Here is a 19,260-nt window from a genome sequence, read left to right as displayed (position 1 = left end):
GTCACCTCATGCGTGGGACCTGGCCGTCGCGGCGAACGCGTCGGCGGCCGCGAGGTCGAAGTCGCCGTGGTCGCTGCCGAGGCCCTGCGCGACGAGCGCCGCGGCGGCGCTGCCGAGGACGGCGGCGTCGCCCGGGGTGCGGCCCAGGCTCACGCCCCGCAGATAGCCCGCGGAGAACGCGTCGCCGCACCCGGTGGTGTCGACGACGTCGACGACGAAGGCCGGGACCGGTTCCGCGCCGTCCGCCGTCACCACGAGCGCGCCGTCCCCGCCGCGCGTGACGGCGACGACGCCCACACCGGCGGCGAGGAGCTTGCGCGCCCCCGTGAGCAGGTCCGCCTCACCGGTGAAGCCGAGGACCTGGTCCTCGTTGGGCAGGAAGTGGTCCACATGGGGCAGGGCGGCCTCGATCTGCTCGAAGCTGCCGAGGACACCCGGCGCGAGCAGGTCGACGGAGGTGACGACGCCGTGCTCCTTGGCGTACGACAGGATGCGGGCCGCGACGTCGACGCCGATCAGCTCGGGGCCGCCGAGGTGCAGATGGGTGGCCCGGGCGAGGGCGTCCCAGGGAACGTCGTCGAGGCCGTAGGTGATGTTGGCGCCCAGGAGGTGCAGGGAGGGGCGGTCGCCGTTGGTTCGGATGGGCAGGACGCTCGCGGAGGTGGCGGTGTCCGCGCGGCGGACGAGGAACTCGGTGTCGACGCCTGCCCTGGCGAGCAGTTGTACGAGCAGGTCGCCGGTCGGGTCGGTGCCGATGGCGCCCGCGCCGCGCACCTCGGCGCCCAGCTTGGCGAGGGTGAGGGCGGTGCCGCCGGCCGTTCCTGCGGCGGTCATCCGGATGTCGTCGACCAGGGTCGCACCCTGGCCGTCGGGTATGGCCTCCACCGGCCGCACCAGGACGTCCAGCACGTGTACGCCCATCGTGAAGACCTTCATCGGGTTTCCTCCTGCGCGGGTGGAACGGGGTGGGTGGTGCCGTAGTCGCGGGCGATCGCGGCCTCGATCACGGCGAGTTGCTGCCGTTCGTCGAGGACACGGGGGCGGCCCATGGCAGCGGCGTGCCGGTAGACGCCGCAGGCCCATTCGAGGAGCAGGGCGTTCTCGACGGCCTTGTCGAGGGTGGGGGCGTGGGTGACCGCGCCGTGGTTCGCCATCAGGGCGGCGCCGCGCCCGTCGAGCGCGGCGAGCACCGACCCGGCGAGTTCGGGGGTGCCGAAGGTGGCGTACGGCGCGACCCGGACCGTGCCGCCCAGGGCCAGCAACTGGTAGTGGATGCAGGGCAGTTCGTCGAGAACGAGGCCCACGGCGGTGGCCAGCGGCGCATGGGTGTGGACGACCGCGCCGCTGCCGTAGCGGTGGTAGACGCCCAGGTGCAGGTCGAGTTCGGAGGTGGGCCGCAGGGTCCCGTCGACGATCTTCCCGTCGAGGTCCACCACCGTCACCTGGTCCGGGGTCAGTTCGGCGAGCACCGCCCCGGTCGCGGTGATGGCGACCCGGTCCTCGACGCGGACGCTCACGTTGCCTGCCGTGCCGATGAGGAGGCCCTCGGCCCCCAGGCGCCGGCAGGCGTCCGCGACGGCGGTCCGCTCCTGGCTCAGCGCCGAGCTTGAGGCGGTCATGGGCGCGAAGGTAGCGTAAACATGAAACAAAGTCACGTTCACGTTCGGAGACGATCCTTGGACCGAACCACGCCGGAGACGGACCCCTCTCCCCCGCGCCGCGTCCCACGCCAGGCGCGCAGCAAGGCACGCCTGGCGCTGGTGCTCCGGGCCGCCGAGCGCATCCTGGTGGACGACGGAGTCGAGGCGCTGACCACGACCCGGGTCGCGGCCGAGGCGAAGGTGTCGGTCGGCTCGCTGTACCAGTACCTGCCCGACCGGGGCGCGATCATCGACGCCCTCGCGGCGGGGTACTTCGCGCGCCTGGAAGGGGTCATGGACGATCTGGTCCTGGCGGCGGCGCGGGAGCGCTGGCAGGACCCGGTCGCCGTGCTCGTCGACGCGTACGCCTCGATCTACCGCACCGAACACGGTTTCCGCGCGCTGTGGTTCGGCAGCGGGCTCACCGAGGAGACGCGCGCCGCCGACCGCGAGCACAAGCGGCGGATGGCCGACGGGATCCGGCGGGTCCTGCTCGCGCTGGAGGTCGCCCGCGACGACGACGCGCTCGCCCGCGCCTGCCACGCCGCGATCCTCGCGGCCGACGCCCTCGCCCAGGAGGCCTTCCGCCGGGACGCGGACGGCGACGCGGCGCTCCTCGACGAGGCGAAGGTGATGCTGCGCGGCTATCTGGCGGAGGTGGCGGGGCGCTACCGGGACGGGGAGACGCCGGGGTGAGGGAACCCGTCGCCGGGAGACCTGGCGGCGCGAACGCCGGAAGCCGCTTTCCCGGCCTCGGGAAAACGGCTTCCGATCGGTGACCTCACCGGTCGGGACGACAGGATTTGAACCTGCGACCCCTTGACCCCCAGTCAAGTGCGCTACCAAGCTGCGCCACGTCCCGCCGCGCTGCCGCGGCGGTGAGCTGCGGGAACGCGCAGGTAAACCTTACCGCACGCGGGCGGGTGCGGCGGTCGGGACGTGCCGCGCGGCCGGGCCCGAGGGGCGGTCGGCGCGTCGCACGGGGACCAGCAGGGCGGCGAGGGCCGCACCCAGGCACAGCACCGCCAGCAGCCAGAAGCCATGGGTGTAGCCGGAGTCGTAGGGCAGGCCCGAGGGCTGGAGGCTGCCGGTGACCAGGACGCCGGTGACGGCGGCGCCGATGGAGCCGCCGATGGTGCGGATGTTGGCGTTCATACCGGTGGCCGCGCCGGTCTGCTCGACGGGGACGCTGCCGACGATCAGGTTGGCCATGGAGGCGAAGGCCAGGCCGATACCGAGGCCGAACACACCCGAGACCAGGGCGATCTGCCACTGCTCGTGGTGCCAGCGGGCGAGGAAACCGAGGGCGAGCGAGCCGAACGCGGCGCCGGTGACGAGCAGCGGCTTGGCGCCGACGCGGCGTTCGAGGCGGCCGCTGAGCACTCCGGAGACGAACATCGCGACCAGCATCGGCAGCATGAGCAGGCCGGAGGCGGTGACGCTCGCCCCGAAGCCGTAGCCGGCCGTGCTCGGGGTCTGGACGAAGCCGGGCAGGAAGGACCAGATCGCGTACATCCCGGCACCGAAGAGGAGGGCGGCGAGGTTGGTGGTCCACACGGCGGGCCGCCGCATCACGCGCAGGTCGATGAGCGGGGTGCGGGAGCGGGCCTCGGCCAGCAGCCACAGCGCGAACAGGGCCACGGCGACAACGAACAGGCCGATCACCCGCGCGGAGCCCCAGCCCCAGACGCCCGCCTGGCTGAGCGGCAGCAGCAGGGCGACGAGCCAGCCGGACAGGAGAACGGCGCCGAGCCAGTTGATCCGTCCCTCGGCGCGGGTGGGCGACTCGGGCACATAGCGCACGGCGATGAGCGCGGCCGCGGCGACGATGGCGACGGGGATCCAGAACAGCCAGCGGTAGTCGAGCGCGGAGACGATCGGCCCGGCGGCGACCATGCCGACGCCGCCGCCCGCGGCGATGACGGCGGACAGGTTGCTGATGCTGCCGGGGACCTCGGACGCGGCGAACTCGTCCCGGATGATCCCGAAGGAGAGCGGGAACAGCGCGCCTCCGACGCCCTGGACGACCCGGGCGACGATCAGGACCCCGATGTTCGGGGCGAGCGCGGCGAGCAGACAGCCGGCCAGGACGGCCAGCAGGACCCCGACGAGGGTGCGCTTCTTGCCGATCAGGTCGCCGGCCCGGCCCAGGATGGGGGTGAAGACGGAGGCGGAGAGCAGATACGCGGTCATCACCCAGGTCGCGGTGGACTGCGAGGTGTGCAGGGCGTGCTGGACGGTCGGCAGGGCCGGCGCTATCAGCGACTGGAGCATGGAGAACACGCCGGCACCGGTCGCGAGGACCGCGAAGGTGAGGCGGGTGGACGTGCGGGGCATGAGGGGCCTCTCCGGATGCATGACAAGGAGGAAGCGGTCGCCGAGCGCGGCCCGGCAGCGAGCGAGAAAGTCTGAAGGGGCCTCGGACTGGTAAAGTGGAGGCACCCCTCCACTGTAGCGGAGGTATACCTCCGTTTCAACCGAGCCCGCCCAGGAGGCAGCCGTGACGGCCCAGCCGTTCCCCATCAGCGCGATCGTCGCGGCCCAGCGCCCGAGCCGTAAGGACGCCGCCCGCAACTACGACGCGCTGCTGGCCGCCGCGCGCGAGGCCTTCGCCGAGCACGGCGCCGAGGCGTCCCTGGAGGACATCGCCCGCCGCGCCGGCGTCGGCATCGCCACGCTGTACCGGAACTTCCCGACCCGCCGCGCCCTGTTCGAGAGCGTCTACGCGGACGAGGTGAACGCGCTCTGCGAAGCGGCAGTGGGACTCTCGGCGCGGGAGCCCTGGGAGGCGCTCACCTCCTGGCTCGACCGCTTCGCGGGCTACATGGTCACCAAGCGGGCGGTGCGCGAGGCGCTGGAAGGAGACTCGGAGATCTTCCAGGCCTGCCGCGAGTCGATGTACGCGGCGGGCGGCCCGCTGTTCGAGCGGGCGCAGCGGGCCGGGGCCGCACGGGCCGACATGGACTTCGGCGATCTGCTGCGGCTGGTCGCCGGCATCACGGCGACCGCCTTCACCGACGACGCGCAGCGCGACCGCGTCCTGGGCATCGCCCTGGACGGGGTGCGCGCCGCGCGCTGAGGGGAGCGTCCGCGGAACCGGCGGACGCGGAACCGTTCAGTCGGCCAACGGGTGGGCGGGGTCGAGGAGTTGGGCGATCCGCTCGGTGATGGTCTGGGAGGTGTTGCCGCCGGGAGCGTCCGGTCCGACGGTCGTCGTGACGGCGATGGACAGCTTCTCGTGGGGTTCGTAGGCCATCACGGCCGCGTAGCCGAAGAAGGACGGGTTCTGCACGACCCAGCCGTTCTTGACGACGACGCCGAGGCCGAAGTGGAAGTCCTCGGTCATCGGCAGGCACACGGTGGCGGGACACTTGGCCGTCGGCCGGCCCAGGCCGACGGTGCCCGGGTTCAGCTGGGTGCGGAAGGCCTTCTTCGACAGGAGTTCGCCCGCCCCGACGCCCTGCCCCGAGCGGGCCAGGTCGCAGATGTTCTGGGTCAGGATCGCGCCCGGGTGGGTGGTCCAGGACGGGTTGAAGTAGGTGGACTCCTCGTAGAAGCCGCGCTCGCTGTCGTAGGCGTGCAGGACCGGCTCCGGGATGACCGCCGTGGTGTTGCTGCGGGTGTTGCGCAGACCGAGGGGACGGTAGACGCGCTGCTTCAGGAGGCGGTCGAGCGGGGTGTGGGTGATCTTCTCCAGGGCCTTGCCCAGGAGGACGAAGTTGGCGTGCGAGTAGCTCCAGTTGGTGCCGGGCTTGTACCAGAGCGGGTGGCTCAGGGAGAACGCGACGACCTCCCTGGGCGTCCAGTGCTGCCACGGGTCGGCGTAGAGCTTCTTCAGGAACGCCGGGTCGGTGACGTAGTCGTGCAGGCCGGAGGTCGAGGAACCGAGCATGCGCAGGGTGATCCTGTCGGCGTGCGGCAGGTCGGGCAGCCAGCGGGAGACCTTGTCGTCCAGCTTCACCCTGCCCTCCTGGACGAGCTGGCTCAGCACGGTCCCCATGAAGGCGATGCCGACCGAGCCGGTCCGGAAGTGCATGGCGGGGGTGGCGGGCACGTCCGTCATGGACTCGCCGACCGCGGCCGTGACGAGCGGACGGCCGTCGACCGTGACCCGCACGACGGCGGCCTTGAGATCGAGCTCCCGCTCCGCCCTGCGGACGATGTCGAGGACCTTGCGCGCCTTGCCCGAGGGCTTGTGGGTGGCGGTGCAGGCCCGGTCCCGGGCGCCGGGCGGAGCGACCGCGCCGGCGGCGGAGGGCTCGGCGGTCGCGGCGGTGGCCTGGACGGTCGTGGCGAGGAGAGCGGCGGCGCACAGCACCGCCGTACGGGTACGCGTCATACGCGCACTATGGGCCGATCGCCGCGAGCATCCGCGGGCCAACACTCCGGACCCGCCCGCGCCGGACCCGTACGGACGCACGCGAGGCCGGCGGCCCGGAAGCACGGGGGGTTCGCCTCCTGGAAGCACGGGAGGTTCGCCGCCCGGGCGTACTCCCGCAACCCGCCGGGCGGAGCCGCGGGATGTGGGGGATCGGGCACATGGCGTCGCCCGTGGTCTTCAACTCTTCGGCGGACAGGACTACATGCTGGAGTGGCCGTGTCCGCCGTCGTCGTCACCGAGCCATGGGGGTCGTGAGCCATGAAGGACCCGGAGGACTTCTCCCGCAGGCCGGGCGTCGCGTTCGTGGCGGGCGGGACCGGCGCGGTCGGCGCGGCCGTCGTCCGGGCGCTGGCGGCACGCGGCAGTGCCGTGGTCCTCACCTACCGGTCGCGCCGGGAGGCGGCCGAGGCGCTGGCCGGTGAGGTGCGGGAGGCGGTCCGGGGAAAAGGGGTGGTGGGGGTGCTGCCCCTGGACCTCACCGACGAGTCGGCCACGGCCCACGCGGTGGCCTCGGCGGCACAGGCGCACGGCGGGATCCACACCCTGGTGTACGCCGCCGGTCCGCATGTGCCGATGCGGCATCTGAGCCGGGTGTCGCCGGGCGAGTACCGGGCCCAGCTCGAGGGGGACGCGGTGGCGTTCTTCAACCTCGTCCATCCGGCGCTGGGGCCGCTGCGGGCGAGCCGGGGCAGTGTCGTCGCGGTCACCACGGTCGCCACCCGGCGCTTCCCGGTGCGCGACGGGCTGTCCTCCGGGGCGAAGGGGGCCGTGGAGGCGGTCGCCCGCGCGCTGGCCGCCGAGGAGGGCCGCTACGGGGTGCGGGTGAACTGTGTCGCCCCCGGCATGCTCGCCGACGGCATCGCGGCCCGGCTGATCGGATCGGGCGAGCTGGACGACGCGGCCCTCGCCGTCACCCGGCGCAACATCCCGCTGCGCCGGTTCGGTGCGGCGGCGGACATCGCGGAGGCGGTGTCGTTCCTCGCCTCGGACCGGGCGGGGTTCATCACCGGGCAGGCGCTGGGGGTCGACGGCGGCTACAGCGTGTGAACCGGCGGACGGCTCGGCTTCCCGTCGGCCTGCGACCACGCAGTCAGGCCGGTCGACGACCTCCCGAGGACCGGCCTGACTGCGTAGTCACGCCAGTCTTGGCGGCGGATCGGCGCACGTCAAGACCCGCCTCGACCCTTCCCGGTCACTCGGCCGCCGACACTCAGAGTTTTCCCCGCCGACCACGGAGGGTCGGAAATGGGCACCCTGATTCGGACATGTAATCCAAAGGAACCCATTTCTTGCGGTCGTTCATGTTTCTACTGCGTGAGTGGCGGGTGAACGGGGCCGGGCCCGAAAGGAATTCATCCGATTTCCTACGCCCTGGCCGCCGGTCCATGACTGACCGAATCATTGCGGCTGGTTACCGGCCGATCGTTCGAACGTTGACCAGTGAGTAATAAGAGCACTACCTTTCAACGCGTTTCGAGCAAGCGTCTTTGGTACGTGTTCCGCGGTGATCAGTGCCCGCCGGAATGCGGTGCACCGCCTTTGCTGTCCTGAACTGCACCCCCCACCCTGCGGTTTCACCTTGATTCGGAGAATCATGACATCCGCTGCGCGTTCCGAGGACATGATCATCGGCATCACTCCCTTCGGCGAGCCCGATGCCGGGCTCGCCCTCGCGGTCGGCCGGGCCGGCGGGCTCGGCGTGCTCGATCTCGGGGCCGGCGACCGAAGATCGCGCGAGGCGCTGGCCCGGCTGCGACGCGCGTCACCCGGCGCCTTCGGGGTCCGGGTGGGCCCGGGCTGCCGGCTCTCCCTCGCGGATCCGGACACCGGCGGCCCGCACACGGTGGTCATGGCCGCGGAGGCGCCCTGGCCGGTCGCCGAGACCGCCGAACGGTACCGGGTGCTGGTGGAGGTCACCGGTCTCGACGGCGCGCGGGAGGCGGTGCGCGCGGGGGCGCACGGGCTGATCGCGCGGGGCGCCGAGTGCGGCGGCCGGATCGGTGAGCTGAGCACGTTCGTGCTGCTCCAGCAGCTGCTCGCCGCCCCCGACCTGGAGTTGCCGGTGTGGGCGTGCGGCGGCATCGGCCCGCGCACGGCCGCCGCCGCGGTGGCCGGCGGGGCGGCCGGGGTCGTCCTGGACGGCCAGCTCGCGCTGCTCGCCGAGTCGGCGCTGCCCGAGCCCGCTGCCGCCGCGCTGCGGACACTGGACGGCTCCGAGACCGTCGTCGTGGCCGGGCACCGCGTCCTGCTGCGCCGCGGCCCCGACGCCCCGAAGCTCCCCGACGACGCCGGCCCGCAGGCGGTGGCGGCGCTGCTCGGTGCCCGGGACCCGGCCGCCCAGCTGTTCCCGGTGGGCCAGGACGGCTTCCTCGCCGCCCGGTTCGCCGAGCGCTGGGGTGACGTACGGCGGACCGTGCGGGCGCTGCGGGACGCGGTCCTGGACGCCGTACGCGACGACACGGCCGTACGGGCGCTGGGGGCGGACTCGCCGATGGGGCGGGCGCTGGGGACGCGGCTGCCGCTGGCGCAGGGGCCGATGACCCGGGTCAGCGACGAGCCCGGGTTCGCCGCCGCGGTCGCCGCCGAAGGGGCGCTGCCGTTCCTCGCGCTGGCGCTCGCCGACGGCGCGCGGACCCGGGCCCTGCTCGCCGAGACCCGGGACGCGGTCGGCGGCGCGCCCTGGGGCGTGGGCGTGCTCGGCTTCGCGCCGGAGGACGTGCGCGCCGCCCAGCTGGAGGCCGTACGGGAGTTGCGGCCGACGCACGCGATCATCGCGGGCGGGCGGCCGTCGCAGGCGCAGGCGCTGGAGCAGGACGGGATCCGGACCTTTCTGCACGTGCCGTCGCCGGGGCTGCTGCGGCAGTTCCTCGAGGCGGGGGCGCGCCGGTTCGTGTTCGAGGGTTCGGAGTGCGGCGGGCATGTCGGACCGCGCGGCAGCTTCCCGCTGTGGGAGGCCCAGCTCGCCGTCCTGGAGGACTTCCTGGACGACCGTACGGCCCCGGAGACCGAGGTGTTCTTCGCGGGCGGGGTGCACGACGAGCGCTCGGCGGCGATGGTCGCGGCGCTCGCCGCGCCGCTGACCGCGCGCGGGGCGGCCGTCGGCCTGCTGATGGGCACCGCCTATCTGTTCACCGAGGAGGCGGTGGCGCACGGCGCGATCCGGCCGCTGTTCCAGGAGCAGGTCCTCGCGGCCGAACGCACCACGTTGCTGGAGTCGGCGCCGGGGCACGCCACGCGCTGTGTGCCCAGCCCGTTCGCGGCCGGCTACCGCGAGGAGGCGGACCGGCTGCGCGCGGCGGGCGTGCCGGACCGGCGGATCTGGGAGGAGCTGGAGCGGCTCAACGTCGGCCGGCTGCGTCTCGCCAGCAAGGGCGCGACCCGGGACGGCGACGGCGCGCTCACCCCGGTCGACGAGCGACGCCAGCTGGCCGAGGGGATGTTCATGGCCGGGGAGGTGGCCGTGCTGCGCTCGGCGACCACCACGCTCGCGGCCCTGCACGCGTCGGTGACCACGGGCGCGGCCGGGCATCTCGCCCTGCGGGCGGCCGAGTGGGGGACGGCCGCGGCCGCCGGGCCGCAGGCGCCCGCCCCGCTGGACATCGCCGTCGTCGGCATGGCCTGCATGTTCCCGCAGGCGCCCGACCTGCCCGCCTTCTGGGCGAACGTCGTCGCGGGCGTGGACGCGGTCGGCGAGGTCCCGCCGGAGCGCTGGGATCCGGCCGTCCACCACGGCACGTCCACACCGTCCAAGTGGGGCGGCTTCCTGCCCCCGATCCCCTTCGACCCACTGCGCTACGGCATCCCGCCCGCCTCGCTCGGCAGCGTCGAACCGGTCCAGCTGCTGTCTTTGGAGGCCGCCCGGCGGGCCCTGGAGGACGCCGGATACGGCGACGGGGGACGGGAGTTCGACCGCTCGCGCACCTCGGTGGTGTTCGGCGCCGAGGCGGGCAGCGACCTGTCGAACGCGGCCACCCTGCGGGCCGTCCTGCCGTCGTTCTACGGGACGGTCCCGGCGGGACTGGACGAGCAGCTGCCCCAGCTCACCGAGGACTCCTTCCCGGGCATGCTCGCCAACGTGATCTCCGGGCGGATCGCCAACCGGCTCGACCTCGGCGGCGCCAACTACACCGTGGACGCGGCCTGCGCCTCCTCGCTCGCCGCGGTCGACGTGGCCTGCAAGGAACTCGTCGGCGGCACCAGCGACGTGGTGCTGTGCGGCGGCGCCGACCTGCACAACGGCATCAACGACTACGTGCTGTTCTCCTCCGTGCACGCCCTCTCCCCCACCGGCCGCTCCCGGGCCTTCGACGACTCGGCCGACGGCATCGCGCTCGGCGAGGGCGTGGCCTGTGTCGTCCTGAAGCGGCTCGCGGACGCCGAGCGCGACGGCGACCGGATCTACGGGGTCGTCAAGGGGCTCGGCTCCTCCAGCGACGGCCGCTCCCTGGGACTGACCGCGCCCCGCCCCGAGGGCCAGCGGTCGGCGCTGGAGCGGGCCTACCGCAACGCGGGCGTCTCCCCGGCCGACGTCGGCCTGGTCGAGGCGCACGGCACCGGTACGGTGGTCGGCGATCGCACCGAACTGCGCATCCTGAGCGAGGTGTTCACCGAGGCCGGTGCGAAGTCCGGTGACTGCGTGCTGGGTTCGGTGAAGTCGCAGATCGGCCACACCAAGTGCGCCGCCGGGCTGGCCGGGCTGATCAAGACCGTGCTGGCGCTCCACACGGGCGTCAGACCACCCACCCTGCACGTGGAGAGGCCCAACGCGGCCTGGGACACGGACAGCAGTCCGTTCGCCTTCCACGCCGAGGCCCGTCCCTGGGCGGCCCCGGCGGAGGAACGTGTGGCCGGGGTCAGCGCGTTCGGCTTCGGCGGCACCAACTTCCATGTGGTGCTGGCCGCCTACGCCGACGGCGTGCCGCCGGTGCGCGGGCTGGACGCCTGGCCGGCCGAGCTGTTCCTCTTCCGGGGACGGGACGAGACCGCCGCCCGCCGGGCGGCGCAGGACCTGCTGACCGCGGCGGAGGCCGACGGGCGACCGTGGCGGCTGCGGGACCTGGCGCTGAGCGCGGCACGGCGGGCGGACGCGAGCGGGGCCCCGGCGCGGATCGCGATCGTGGCGGACGACGTGGACGACCTGGTGGACAAGGTGCGGCGGGCCCTGCGGGGCGAGCACGCTCCCCGGGACGGGGTCCACCTGAGCGGACCGGACGACGGCGGGGCCGGGGCGGGCAAGGTGGCGTTCCTCTTTCCCGGCCAGGGCAGCCAGCGCCCCGGGATGCTCGCCGATCTGTTCGTGGCCTTTCCCGAGCTGCGCCCCTATCTGGAGCTGGGGCGGGCCCACGCCGGCGCGCTGTACCCGCCGGCCGCCTTCGACGACGCCGTACGCGACCGGCAGCAGGCCGCGCTGACCGACACCCGCGTGGCGCAGCCGGCGCTCGGCATGGCCGGGCTCGCCGCGCACGCCGTGCTCACCGCGGCCGGCGTCCGGGCGGACATGGCGGCCGGGCACAGCTACGGCGAGCTGGTCGCCCTGTGCGCGTCCGGCGCCCTCGACCCGCAGACGCTGCTGGAGCTGAGCTCCGAGCGGGCGGCGGCGATCCTCGCGGCGGCCGGGTCCGCCGGGCCGGAACCCGGGACCATGGCCGCCGTGGCGGCCGGCGCCGAGGAGGCCGTCCGCGCGCTGCGGGCGGCGAACGCGCCGGAGTCCGTCGTCGTCGCCAACCTCAACTCGCCCCGGCAGACGGTGATCTCGGGGCCGACCGCCGACGTCGTCGAGGCCGTGCGGCTGCTGCGCGAGGCGGGACTCGGTGCCAAACGGATCCCCGTGGCCTGCGCCTTCCACAGTCCGCTGGTCGCCGGCGCGGGCGAGCGGTTCGCCGAGGCGCTCGCGGCCCGTCCGGTGCACCCGCCCGAGTTCCCGGTGTGGGCCAACCGCACGGCCGCCCCGTACCCCGCCGAGGCGGACGCGGTACGGGCGGAACTCGCCGCCCAGATCGGCTCGCCGGTCGCCTTCGTGGCGCAGATCGAGGCGATGTACGAGGCGGGGGCGCGGATCTTCGTCGAGGCCGGCCCGGGGTCCGTGCTCACCCGTCTGACCGAACAGATCCTCGGTGACCGCCCGCACCGCACGGTGGCGCCCGAACCGCGTGCGGGCTCCGGGCTGCGCGGCTGGCTGGACGCCCTGGCCCGACTCGCCGTGGCGGGGCTGCCGGTGCACGCCGGATGGCCGCTGCGCGGACGGGACGCGGTCGACGCCGTGCGCACACCCGTGCCGAAGCGGCCCGGCTGGACGGTGGACGGGCAGCTGGTCCGCACCGCCGCCGGCGCCCTCCTCCCCGGTGCGCTCGCACCGGCCCGACGCGTCGTGGAACCCCTGGAGGCCAGCGTGACGACGAACCCCCCGCACGGCGTCCCCTCCGACCGGGACGCGCTGATCTCCGAATTCCTGCGCACCAGCCGGGAGATGATCGCCGCCCAACGGGACGTCCTGCTAACCTACTTCGGGGCCGACCCCGCGGCACGGATCGCCGCCGCACCCGCCGTGGTGGGCCCGCCGGTGCTACAAGCGGTCCCCGAAACACCCTCGGCACAAGGCCAGTCGGCACCCGCGCCCGCCGAGCCGAGCGCTCCGGCGGCGCAGGCGGACGTGGCGCGGGTCGTCCTCGAGATCATCAGCGAGCGCACCGGCTACCCCGTCGACATGATCGAGCCCGACCTGGACCTGGAGGCGGACCTCAGCATCGACTCCATCAAACGGGCGGAGATCGCCGGGGAGCTGGCCCGGCGCCTGGGCGCGGGGTCCGGCGCGGACCTCGCCTCGATGGACGACGCCGAGCTGGAGGAGCTGGCGAAGGCCCGTACGGCCGCCGCGGTGACCGACTGGCTCAGGGCCCGGCTGGGCGACGGCACGGACACCGCGCCGGACCCCCTCCCGCCGGCCGTGGACGAGGTGGCCGGTGAGCCGCCCCGGCGGCACGTCCTGCGTCCGGTCCTGCTTGCCGCGCCGGCCGCCGGCGCCGCTGCCGACGGCACCCCCGCCGACCCCTCGGCCGCGCTCTCCGGCACCCGCTGGACCGTCCTCGGCGAGGCGCCCGAGACCGTCGCCCGCCTGGCCTCCCACGGCGCCGACGTCGTCGTACGGGCCCGGGACCACGCGCTCCGCGAGGCGGACGGGCCGGTCGACGGGGTGCTGTACGTGGGGGCTTTGACGGACGACGACGGCACGCCGGTGCTGCCCGACACGTTCCCCGTGCTGAAGGCGGCCCTGGCGCGCGGTCCGCGCTGGCTGCTGGCCGTCCGCAGGGCCGGCGACGACATGCCGGACGTGCGGTCGGCGGGGCTGCGCGGGCTCTTCCGGACCGTGGCGCGGGAGTACCCGCAGACCCTCGCGCGGCTCGTCGACCTGGCGGACGCCTCGCCGTCGGCCGTCGCGGACGCCGTGGTCGCGGAGGCCGTGGCCGCCGACCGGGTGCCGGTCGTGCTGCGGACGGCGGCGGGCCGGCACGGGTTCGAGCTGGTGGCGGAGCCACTGGGCGGGCTGGGCAGCACGGGCGCGGGTCCGGCCGGGGACGGGGTCGCCGAGGCGGCCGCGCTCGGCCTGGACCGGGACTCGGTGGTGGTGCTGGCGGGCGGGGCGCGGGGCATCACCGCCCAGTTCGCCCTCGCGCTGGCCGGCGCCTCCCGCTGCCGGCTGGAGCTGCTCGGCCGGACGCCCGCGCCGGACGGACCGGAGGACGCGGACACCGCCGCCGCGCGCACCCCGGCCGACGTACGGGCCGCACTCGCCGCCCGGGGCGGCCTCAAGCCGGCCGGGATCAACCGGGCGACCGAACTCCTGCTGGCGCAGCGGGAGGTCGCGGCCACGCTCGCCGAACTCACCGCGCTCGGAAGCCGGGTGCGCTACCGCTCGGTCGACTTCCGGGAGCCGGACGCGGTGCTCCAGGCGGTGAAGGAGATCCACGCCGAGCACGGGCGGCTGGACGGTGTGGTGCACGCGGCCGGGGTCATAGAGGACCGGCTGATCGCCGAGAAGTCCGCCGAGTCCTTCCAGCGGGTCTACGCCACCAAGGCGACCGGCGCCGACGCCCTGCTCACCGCGCTGGAGGAGCTGCCGGCGGCGCCCGCGTTCACCGTGCTGTTCGGCAGCATCTCCGCCGTCCTGGGCAACCGGGGCCAGGTGGACTACGCGGCCGCCAACGACGCGCTGGAGACCCTCGGCGCGGCCTTCGCCGCCCGGACCGGGCAGCGTGCCGTGACCGTGCACTGGGGGCCGTGGGCGCCCGCGGCCGGGCATGCCGGGATGGTCGGCGAGGAGCTGGCGCGCGAGTACGCCCGGCGCGGCATCCGGCTGATCGACCCCGAGGAGGGGACCGCGGCGCTGCTGCGGGAGCTGGCGTGGGGCGAGGAGTCGGCCACGGCCGTCGTCTACACCGCCTCGGGCTGGTGACGGCGCCGGTGACGCACCGTCAAGTCCCGGTGGCGATCGTCGGGATGGCGGTGCTGCTGCCGGGCGCCGCCGACCTCGACACGTACTGGCGCAATCTGCGCGACGGTGTGGACGCGATCGGCGAGGTGCCCGAGGGGCGCTGGGACGCGGACTACTACCGTCCCGGCACGGCGTCCGGCCCGGCCGTCGCGGACCGGGTGTACGCGCGGCGGGGCGGGTTCGTGGACGGGCTGGCGGAGGTGGAGGTCACCCGGTTCGGGATCATGCCGCGGTCGGTGGCCGGTACCGAGCCGGACCAGCTGATCGCCCTGCACGTGGCCTCGGCCGCCGTCGACGACGCGGGCGGCACGGACCGTCTCCCCGACCGGGGGCGTGTCGGGGTCGTCCTCGGCCGGGGCGGCTACCTCACCCCCGGGCTGGTCCGGCTCGATCAACGGGTGCGCACGGCGGGCCAGTTGGTGCGGACGCTGGGCGAACTGCTGCCGGACCTGACGGGCGACCAGCTCGACCGGGTGCGGGAGGCGTTCACCGAGCGCCTCGGACCGGACAGTCCCGAGTCGGCGATCGGCCTGGTGCCCAATCTGGCCGCCTCCCGCATCGCCAACCGGCTCGACCTGCGCGGTCCGGCGTACACCGTGGACGCGGCCTGCGCCTCGTCCCTGGTCGCCGTCGACCAGGCGGTGGGCGAACTCGCCTCCGGGCGCTGCGACATGATGCTGGCGGGCGGTGTCCACCACTGTCACGACATCACCCTGTGGAGCGTCTTCTCGCAGCTGCGCGCCCTCTCCCCCAGCGAGCGCATCCGGCCGTTCCACCGGAACGCCGACGGCATCCTGATCGGCGAGGGCACCGGTGTGGTCGTCCTGAAGCGGCTCGCCGACGCCGAGCGCGACGGGGACCGCGTCTACGCCGTGATCCGGGGCACCGGGGTGGCCGGCGACGGCCGGGCGGCCGGTCTGGTCAGCCCCGACCCGGGCGGCCAGGCCCAGGCCGTGCGGCAGGCCTGGCGGGCCGCCGGGCTCGACCCGGCCGCGCCCGGCTCGATCGGTCTGCTGGAGGCCCACGGCACCGCGACCCCGGCGGGCGACGGCGCCGAACTGACCACCCTCGCCGAGGTGTTCGGGCCGAGGACGGCACGCCCAGGGGGCGGCACGGCGCAGGCCGACGCGGTCATCGGCTCGGTGAAGTCGATGATCGGGCACGCCATGCCCGCCGCGGGTGTGGCCGGGCTGGTCAAGGCCGCGCTCGCGGTCCACCACGGCACGCTGCTGCCGACGCTGCACTGCGACGACCCGCATCCCGCGCTGGCCCGCACCCGGTTCCGCCCGCTGGAGAAGGCCGCCGCCTGGGAGACCACCCCGGAGCGGCCGGTGCGCCGGGCGGCCGTCAACGCGTTCGGGTTCGGCGGGATCAACGCGCATGTCGTACTGGAGCAGGCGCCGGGGTCCCGGGCCACCCCCGCCGCGGTCACCCGGGTGACGGAGCCCGAGCGCGTCCTGCTGCTGGCCGCCGGTTCCCCGCAGGGCCTCGCCGCCCTGCTCGACGCCGACGACGGCACCGTACGCGCCGCCGGCCTGGACCCGCACGGCCCGGGGCCGGACGCCGGGCCGGTCCGGCTCGGCGTCGTCGACCCGACCGCGAAGCGGCTGGCCCTGGCCCGCCGCGCGGTCGCCAAGGGGCGTGCCTGGCACGGCCGCAGCGACGTCTGGTTCCGGCCCGCCCCCCTGCTGGGGCCCGGACACGGCGGGCTGGCGTTCCTGTTCCCCGGTCTGGAGGGCGACTTCACGCCGCGGGTCGACGACGTCGCCGCCCACTTCGGGCTGCCCGCGCCCGTGCTCCCGCGGGAGCGGGCCGACGACGTGGGCCGGCACGGCTTCGGTGTGGTCGCCGTGGGCCGGCTCCTCGACACGGCACTGCGCCGCACCGGGATCGTGCCGGACGCGGTCGCCGGGCACAGTGTCGGCGAGTGGACGGCGATGGCGGCGGGCGGGCTGTACGCCGGGGACGAGGTCGACGCCTTCATGGCGGACTTCGACCCGGACGCGGTGACCGTGCCGGGCCTCGCGTTCGGGGCGATCGGCGCGGGCGCCGAGCGGGTCCTCGCCGCGCTGCGCGAGGAGGGCGGGGCCGAGGCGGGTCTCGTGCTGTCCCACGACAACGCGCCGGGCCAGTCGATGGTGTGCGGCCCCGGGCCGGCGGTCGAGGACTTCGTCCGGGCACTGCGGGCCCGCGGTGTGCTCAGCCAGGTGCTGCCGTTCCGGTCGGGCTTCCACACACCGATGCTGGAACCGCACCTCGGCCCGATCAGGGCGGCCGCCGCCGGCTTCCGGCTGCATCCGCCGCACACCCCCGTCTGGTCGGGGACGACCGCCGCGCCCTTCCCCGAGGACGCGGCGGGGATACGGGAGTTGTTCGTCCGGCATCTGCTGGAGCCGGTCCGTTTCCGGCAGTTGACGCAGGCCCTGTACGCCGCCGACCACCGGGTGTTCGTCCAGGTCGGCCCGGGTCAGCTGGGCTCGCTCGTCGGCGACACCCTGGGCGGCCTGGACCATCTGGTCGTCCCGGCCAACTCCGCGCACCGCACGGGCCTGGCCCAGCTGCGCAGGGTGGCCACCGCGCTGTGGACGGCGGGGGCACAGGTGGCCCCGGCGCTCACCTCCGCCCCGCGACCGACCGCGGCCCGGCGGCCCCCGGTCCGGCTCGACCTGGGCGGCGCCCTCGTGTCCCTCGCGCCGCATCGGCTGGCCGGGCTGCGCGGCGAGCTGCGCCCCGCCCGGCCGGTGGGGGCACCCGCCGGTCCGTCCCCCCTGGACGCCCTCGCCGAACGCTCGCCGGTGGCGGCCGAGTTGAACGCCCTGCTCCGCGAGACGGCGGACACCGCCGCCACGCTCATGACCGCCCGGCCCGCCGCGCGGCCGGCGGCGCCGCGGCGCACCACGGTCCGCGTCTCCCCCGACGCCATGCCCTACCTCCTGGACCACTGCTTCTTCCCGCAGCGCCCCGGCTGGCCCGACGTCGCCGACCGGTGGCCGGTGGTGCCGGCGACGACGATCGTGCAGCACCTCATGGACGCGGCCCGCGAGGCCGCCCCGGGCACGGTGCCCGTCGCCGTGCACGGGGCGCGGTTCGAGGAGTGGCTGACCGCCACCCCGGCCGTGGACGTCCCGGTGACCGCGGTCCCCGAGGGTCCGGACCGCATGGCCGTCTCCTTCGGCCCACGCGCCCGCGCCACCGTCGAACTGGCCCCGGCCCACCCGTCGTCCGCGCCCGCCCCCTGGCCGGTGGACCCGGACGCCGAACGCGCCCCCGCCCACACCGCCGCCCAGCTGTACGCGGAGCGCTGGATGTTCCACGGGCCGGCGTTCCAGGGCGTCACCGAGCTGACCGCGCTCGGCGACCGCCATGTGCGCGGGATCATCACGACGCCGCCCGCCCCGGGAGCGCTGCTGGACAACGTGGGCCAGATCCTCGGCTACTGGATCATGGCGACGCGCACCGAGCGGACCGTCGTGTTCCCGGTCGGCATGCGCGAGATGCGGTTCCACGGCCCGCACCCGGCACCGGGCACCCAGGTCGCCTGCCACGTCCGGATCACCTCGCTCACCGACGCCGCCTTGGAGGCCGACGTCCAGCTGACCGTGGACGGCGCGGTGTGGGCGGAGCTGTCCGGCTGGCAGGACCGGCGTTTCGACAACGATCCCAGGACCCGCCCCGTGGAGCGCTTCCCGGACCGCAACACGCTCTCCGAGGCCCGGCCGGGCGGCTGGTCGCTGCTGCACGAGCGATGGCCGGACCTGGCGTCCCGGGAACTGATCATGCGCAACTCCCTGGGCGGCGCGGAGCGTGCGGAGTACGCGGCGCACGCCCCGCGCGGGCGCCGGCAGTGGCTGCTCGGCCGGATCGCGGTGAAGGACGCCGTACGGCGGTGGCTGTGGGACGGCGGCGAGGGACCCGTCTTCCCGGCGGAACTGCGGGTGGGCAACGACGCGGCGGGCCGCCCGTACGTCACCGGGGTGCACGGCCGGGTCCTGCCCGAGCTGGACGTGTCCCTCGCCCACTGCGCGGAGGCGGGCGTGGCGATCGTCCGGCCGCACACCCCCGGCCCGGGCCCCGGCATCGACGTCGAGGAGGTCACCGACCGCACCCCGCAGACCCGGGACACCGCCCTCGCTCCGGCCGAACTCCGGCTGCTCCGGGCGCTGTCGGCCGCCGACGGCGACTCCGGGGCGCGGTGGTTCACCCGCTTCTGGGCGGCGAAGGAGGCGGTCGCCAAGGCGGAGGGCACCGGGTTCGGCGGGCGGCCGCGGGACTTCACCGTGCTCGACGCCACCCCGTCCGGCGACCGGCTCACCGTCGCGGGCCGTCTGGAGCGCGCCTACACCGTGCACTGCGAGCCGTCCGTCAACCCGCCCGGCCTGCCGGCCCGGGAGTACGTCGTGGCCTGGACCACGGGCCCCGCCCCAGCGAAGGAGTACGACCGATGACGCCCGTCACCGCGGACGAGGAGACCGTCCTCGCCGACCTCACCGGCATGCTCGCGCGCCTGCTGGCCGACGAGTACGGCGTCGACGACGTCGAGATCGGCATGGGGACCACGTTCAACCGCGATCTGGAGCTGGAGAGCATCGACCTGGTGACCCTGGCCGGCCTGCTCCAGGAGCGGTACGGCGAGCGGGTCAACTTCGCCGAGTTCCTGGCCGGCATGGAGTTCGACGAGATCATCGAACTGACCGTCGGCCGGCTGGTGGAGTACGTGGTGACCAGCCTGAAGGCCACGGAGGCGAGCTGAG

10 protein-coding genes and 1 tRNA gene are annotated in these 19,260 nt (G+C 74.9%); 6 read left to right on the top strand and 5 right to left on the bottom strand.

Going from position 1 to position 19,260, the window contains the following annotated elements; genetic code table 11:
• Positions 1–6: 6 nt before the first annotated feature.
• The gene (locus tag IE275_RS00250; RefSeq protein WP_189706123.1) at positions 7–936 is read right to left on the bottom strand and encodes a carbohydrate kinase family protein; all 930 of its coding nucleotides are present in this window, start codon (positions 934–936) and stop codon (positions 7–9) included.
• The gene (locus tag IE275_RS00245; protein WP_189706120.1) at positions 933–1,619 is read right to left on the bottom strand and encodes a class II aldolase/adducin family protein; all 687 of its coding nucleotides are present in this window, start codon (positions 1,617–1,619) and stop codon (positions 933–935) included. Before IE275_RS00245 ends, IE275_RS00250 begins: the two co-directional genes overlap by 4 nt.
• Before the next feature lie 57 nt (positions 1,620–1,676).
• Between IE275_RS00245 and IE275_RS00240 the strand changes: the two genes are divergently transcribed.
• Positions 1,677–2,336 carry a TetR/AcrR family transcriptional regulator gene (locus tag IE275_RS00240; protein WP_229870025.1) on the top strand — a complete coding sequence of 220 codons (660 nt, stop codon included), beginning with the start codon at positions 1,677–1,679 and terminating at the stop codon, positions 2,334–2,336.
• A gap of 92 nt (positions 2,337–2,428) precedes the next feature.
• On the opposite strand, the gene IE275_RS00235 is transcribed toward IE275_RS00240, so the two are convergent.
• Positions 2,429–2,502, bottom strand: a tRNA-Pro gene (locus IE275_RS00235).
• A 44-nt stretch (positions 2,503–2,546) separates the two neighbouring features.
• The gene (locus tag IE275_RS00230; protein ID WP_189706116.1) at positions 2,547–3,977 is read right to left on the bottom strand and encodes an MFS transporter; all 1,431 of its coding nucleotides are present in this window, start codon (positions 3,975–3,977) and stop codon (positions 2,547–2,549) included.
• A gap of 163 nt (positions 3,978–4,140) precedes the next feature.
• Between IE275_RS00230 and IE275_RS00225 the strand changes: the two genes are divergently transcribed.
• Entirely contained in the window at positions 4,141–4,719 is a 579-nt protein-coding gene (locus IE275_RS00225; RefSeq protein ID WP_189706114.1) for a TetR/AcrR family transcriptional regulator, read from the top strand.
• A 36-nt stretch (positions 4,720–4,755) separates the two neighbouring features.
• Here the strand turns inward: IE275_RS00225 and IE275_RS00220 are convergent, their stop codons facing one another.
• Positions 4,756–5,979 (bottom strand): serine hydrolase domain-containing protein, encoded by a 1,224-nt coding sequence (locus IE275_RS00220; RefSeq protein ID WP_189706112.1) that lies wholly within the window; start codon positions 5,977–5,979, stop codon positions 4,756–4,758.
• A gap of 300 nt (positions 5,980–6,279) precedes the next feature.
• Here IE275_RS00220 and IE275_RS00215 point away from each other — a divergent pair, with 300 nt between their 5' ends.
• The 4 genes from IE275_RS00215 to IE275_RS00200 all read left to right on the top strand — a co-directional run bounded on the left by IE275_RS00215 (position 6,280) and on the right by IE275_RS00200 (position 19,259).
• Positions 6,280–7,068 carry an SDR family NAD(P)-dependent oxidoreductase gene (locus IE275_RS00215; RefSeq protein WP_189706109.1) on the top strand — a complete coding sequence of 263 codons (789 nt, stop codon included), beginning with the start codon at positions 6,280–6,282 and terminating at the stop codon, positions 7,066–7,068.
• Positions 7,069–7,615: 547 nt separating this feature from the next.
• Entirely contained in the window at positions 7,616–14,470 is a 6,855-nt protein-coding gene (locus tag IE275_RS00210) for a type I polyketide synthase (RefSeq protein WP_189706107.1), read from the top strand.
• Between the two features lie 8 nt (positions 14,471–14,478).
• The gene (locus IE275_RS00205) at positions 14,479–18,954 is read left to right on the top strand and encodes a beta-ketoacyl synthase N-terminal-like domain-containing protein (RefSeq protein ID WP_268255242.1); all 4,476 of its coding nucleotides are present in this window, start codon (positions 14,479–14,481) and stop codon (positions 18,952–18,954) included.
• Positions 18,951–19,259, top strand: coding sequence for an acyl carrier protein (locus tag IE275_RS00200; RefSeq protein ID WP_189706105.1), 309 nt, complete (start codon positions 18,951–18,953; stop codon positions 19,257–19,259). Before IE275_RS00205 ends, IE275_RS00200 begins: the two co-directional genes overlap by 4 nt.
• Position 19,260: the final 1 nt, after the last annotated feature.

The organism is Streptomyces phaeofaciens (genome assembly GCF_014648915.1).
Lineage (GTDB): Bacteria > Actinomycetota > Actinomycetes > Streptomycetales > Streptomycetaceae > Streptomyces > Streptomyces phaeofaciens.
Note: the sequence above shows the minus strand (reverse complement) of the source record. Positions and strands in the feature narration are given on the sequence as shown.

What these genes read in the sequence shown, in the direction of transcription:
- IE275_RS00250 (WP_189706123.1), bottom strand. Translation starts at nt 936, where the DNA reads ATGAAGGTCTTCACGATGGGCGTACACGTGCTGGACGTCCTGGTGCGG.
- IE275_RS00245 (WP_189706120.1), bottom strand. Translation starts at nt 1,619, where the DNA reads ATGACCGCCTCAAGCTCGGCGCTGAGCCAGGAGCGGACCGCCGTCGCG.
- IE275_RS00230 (WP_189706116.1), bottom strand. Translation starts at nt 3,977, where the DNA reads ATGCCCCGCACGTCCACCCGCCTCACCTTCGCGGTCCTCGCGACCGGT.
- IE275_RS00220 (WP_189706112.1), bottom strand. Translation starts at nt 5,979, where the DNA reads ATGACGCGTACCCGTACGGCGGTGCTGTGCGCCGCCGCTCTCCTCGCC.
- IE275_RS00215 (WP_189706109.1), top strand. Translation starts at nt 6,280, where the DNA reads ATGAAGGACCCGGAGGACTTCTCCCGCAGGCCGGGCGTCGCGTTCGTG.
- IE275_RS00210 (WP_189706107.1), top strand. Translation starts at nt 7,616, where the DNA reads ATGACATCCGCTGCGCGTTCCGAGGACATGATCATCGGCATCACTCCC.
- IE275_RS00200 (WP_189706105.1), top strand. Translation starts at nt 18,951, where the DNA reads ATGACGCCCGTCACCGCGGACGAGGAGACCGTCCTCGCCGACCTCACC.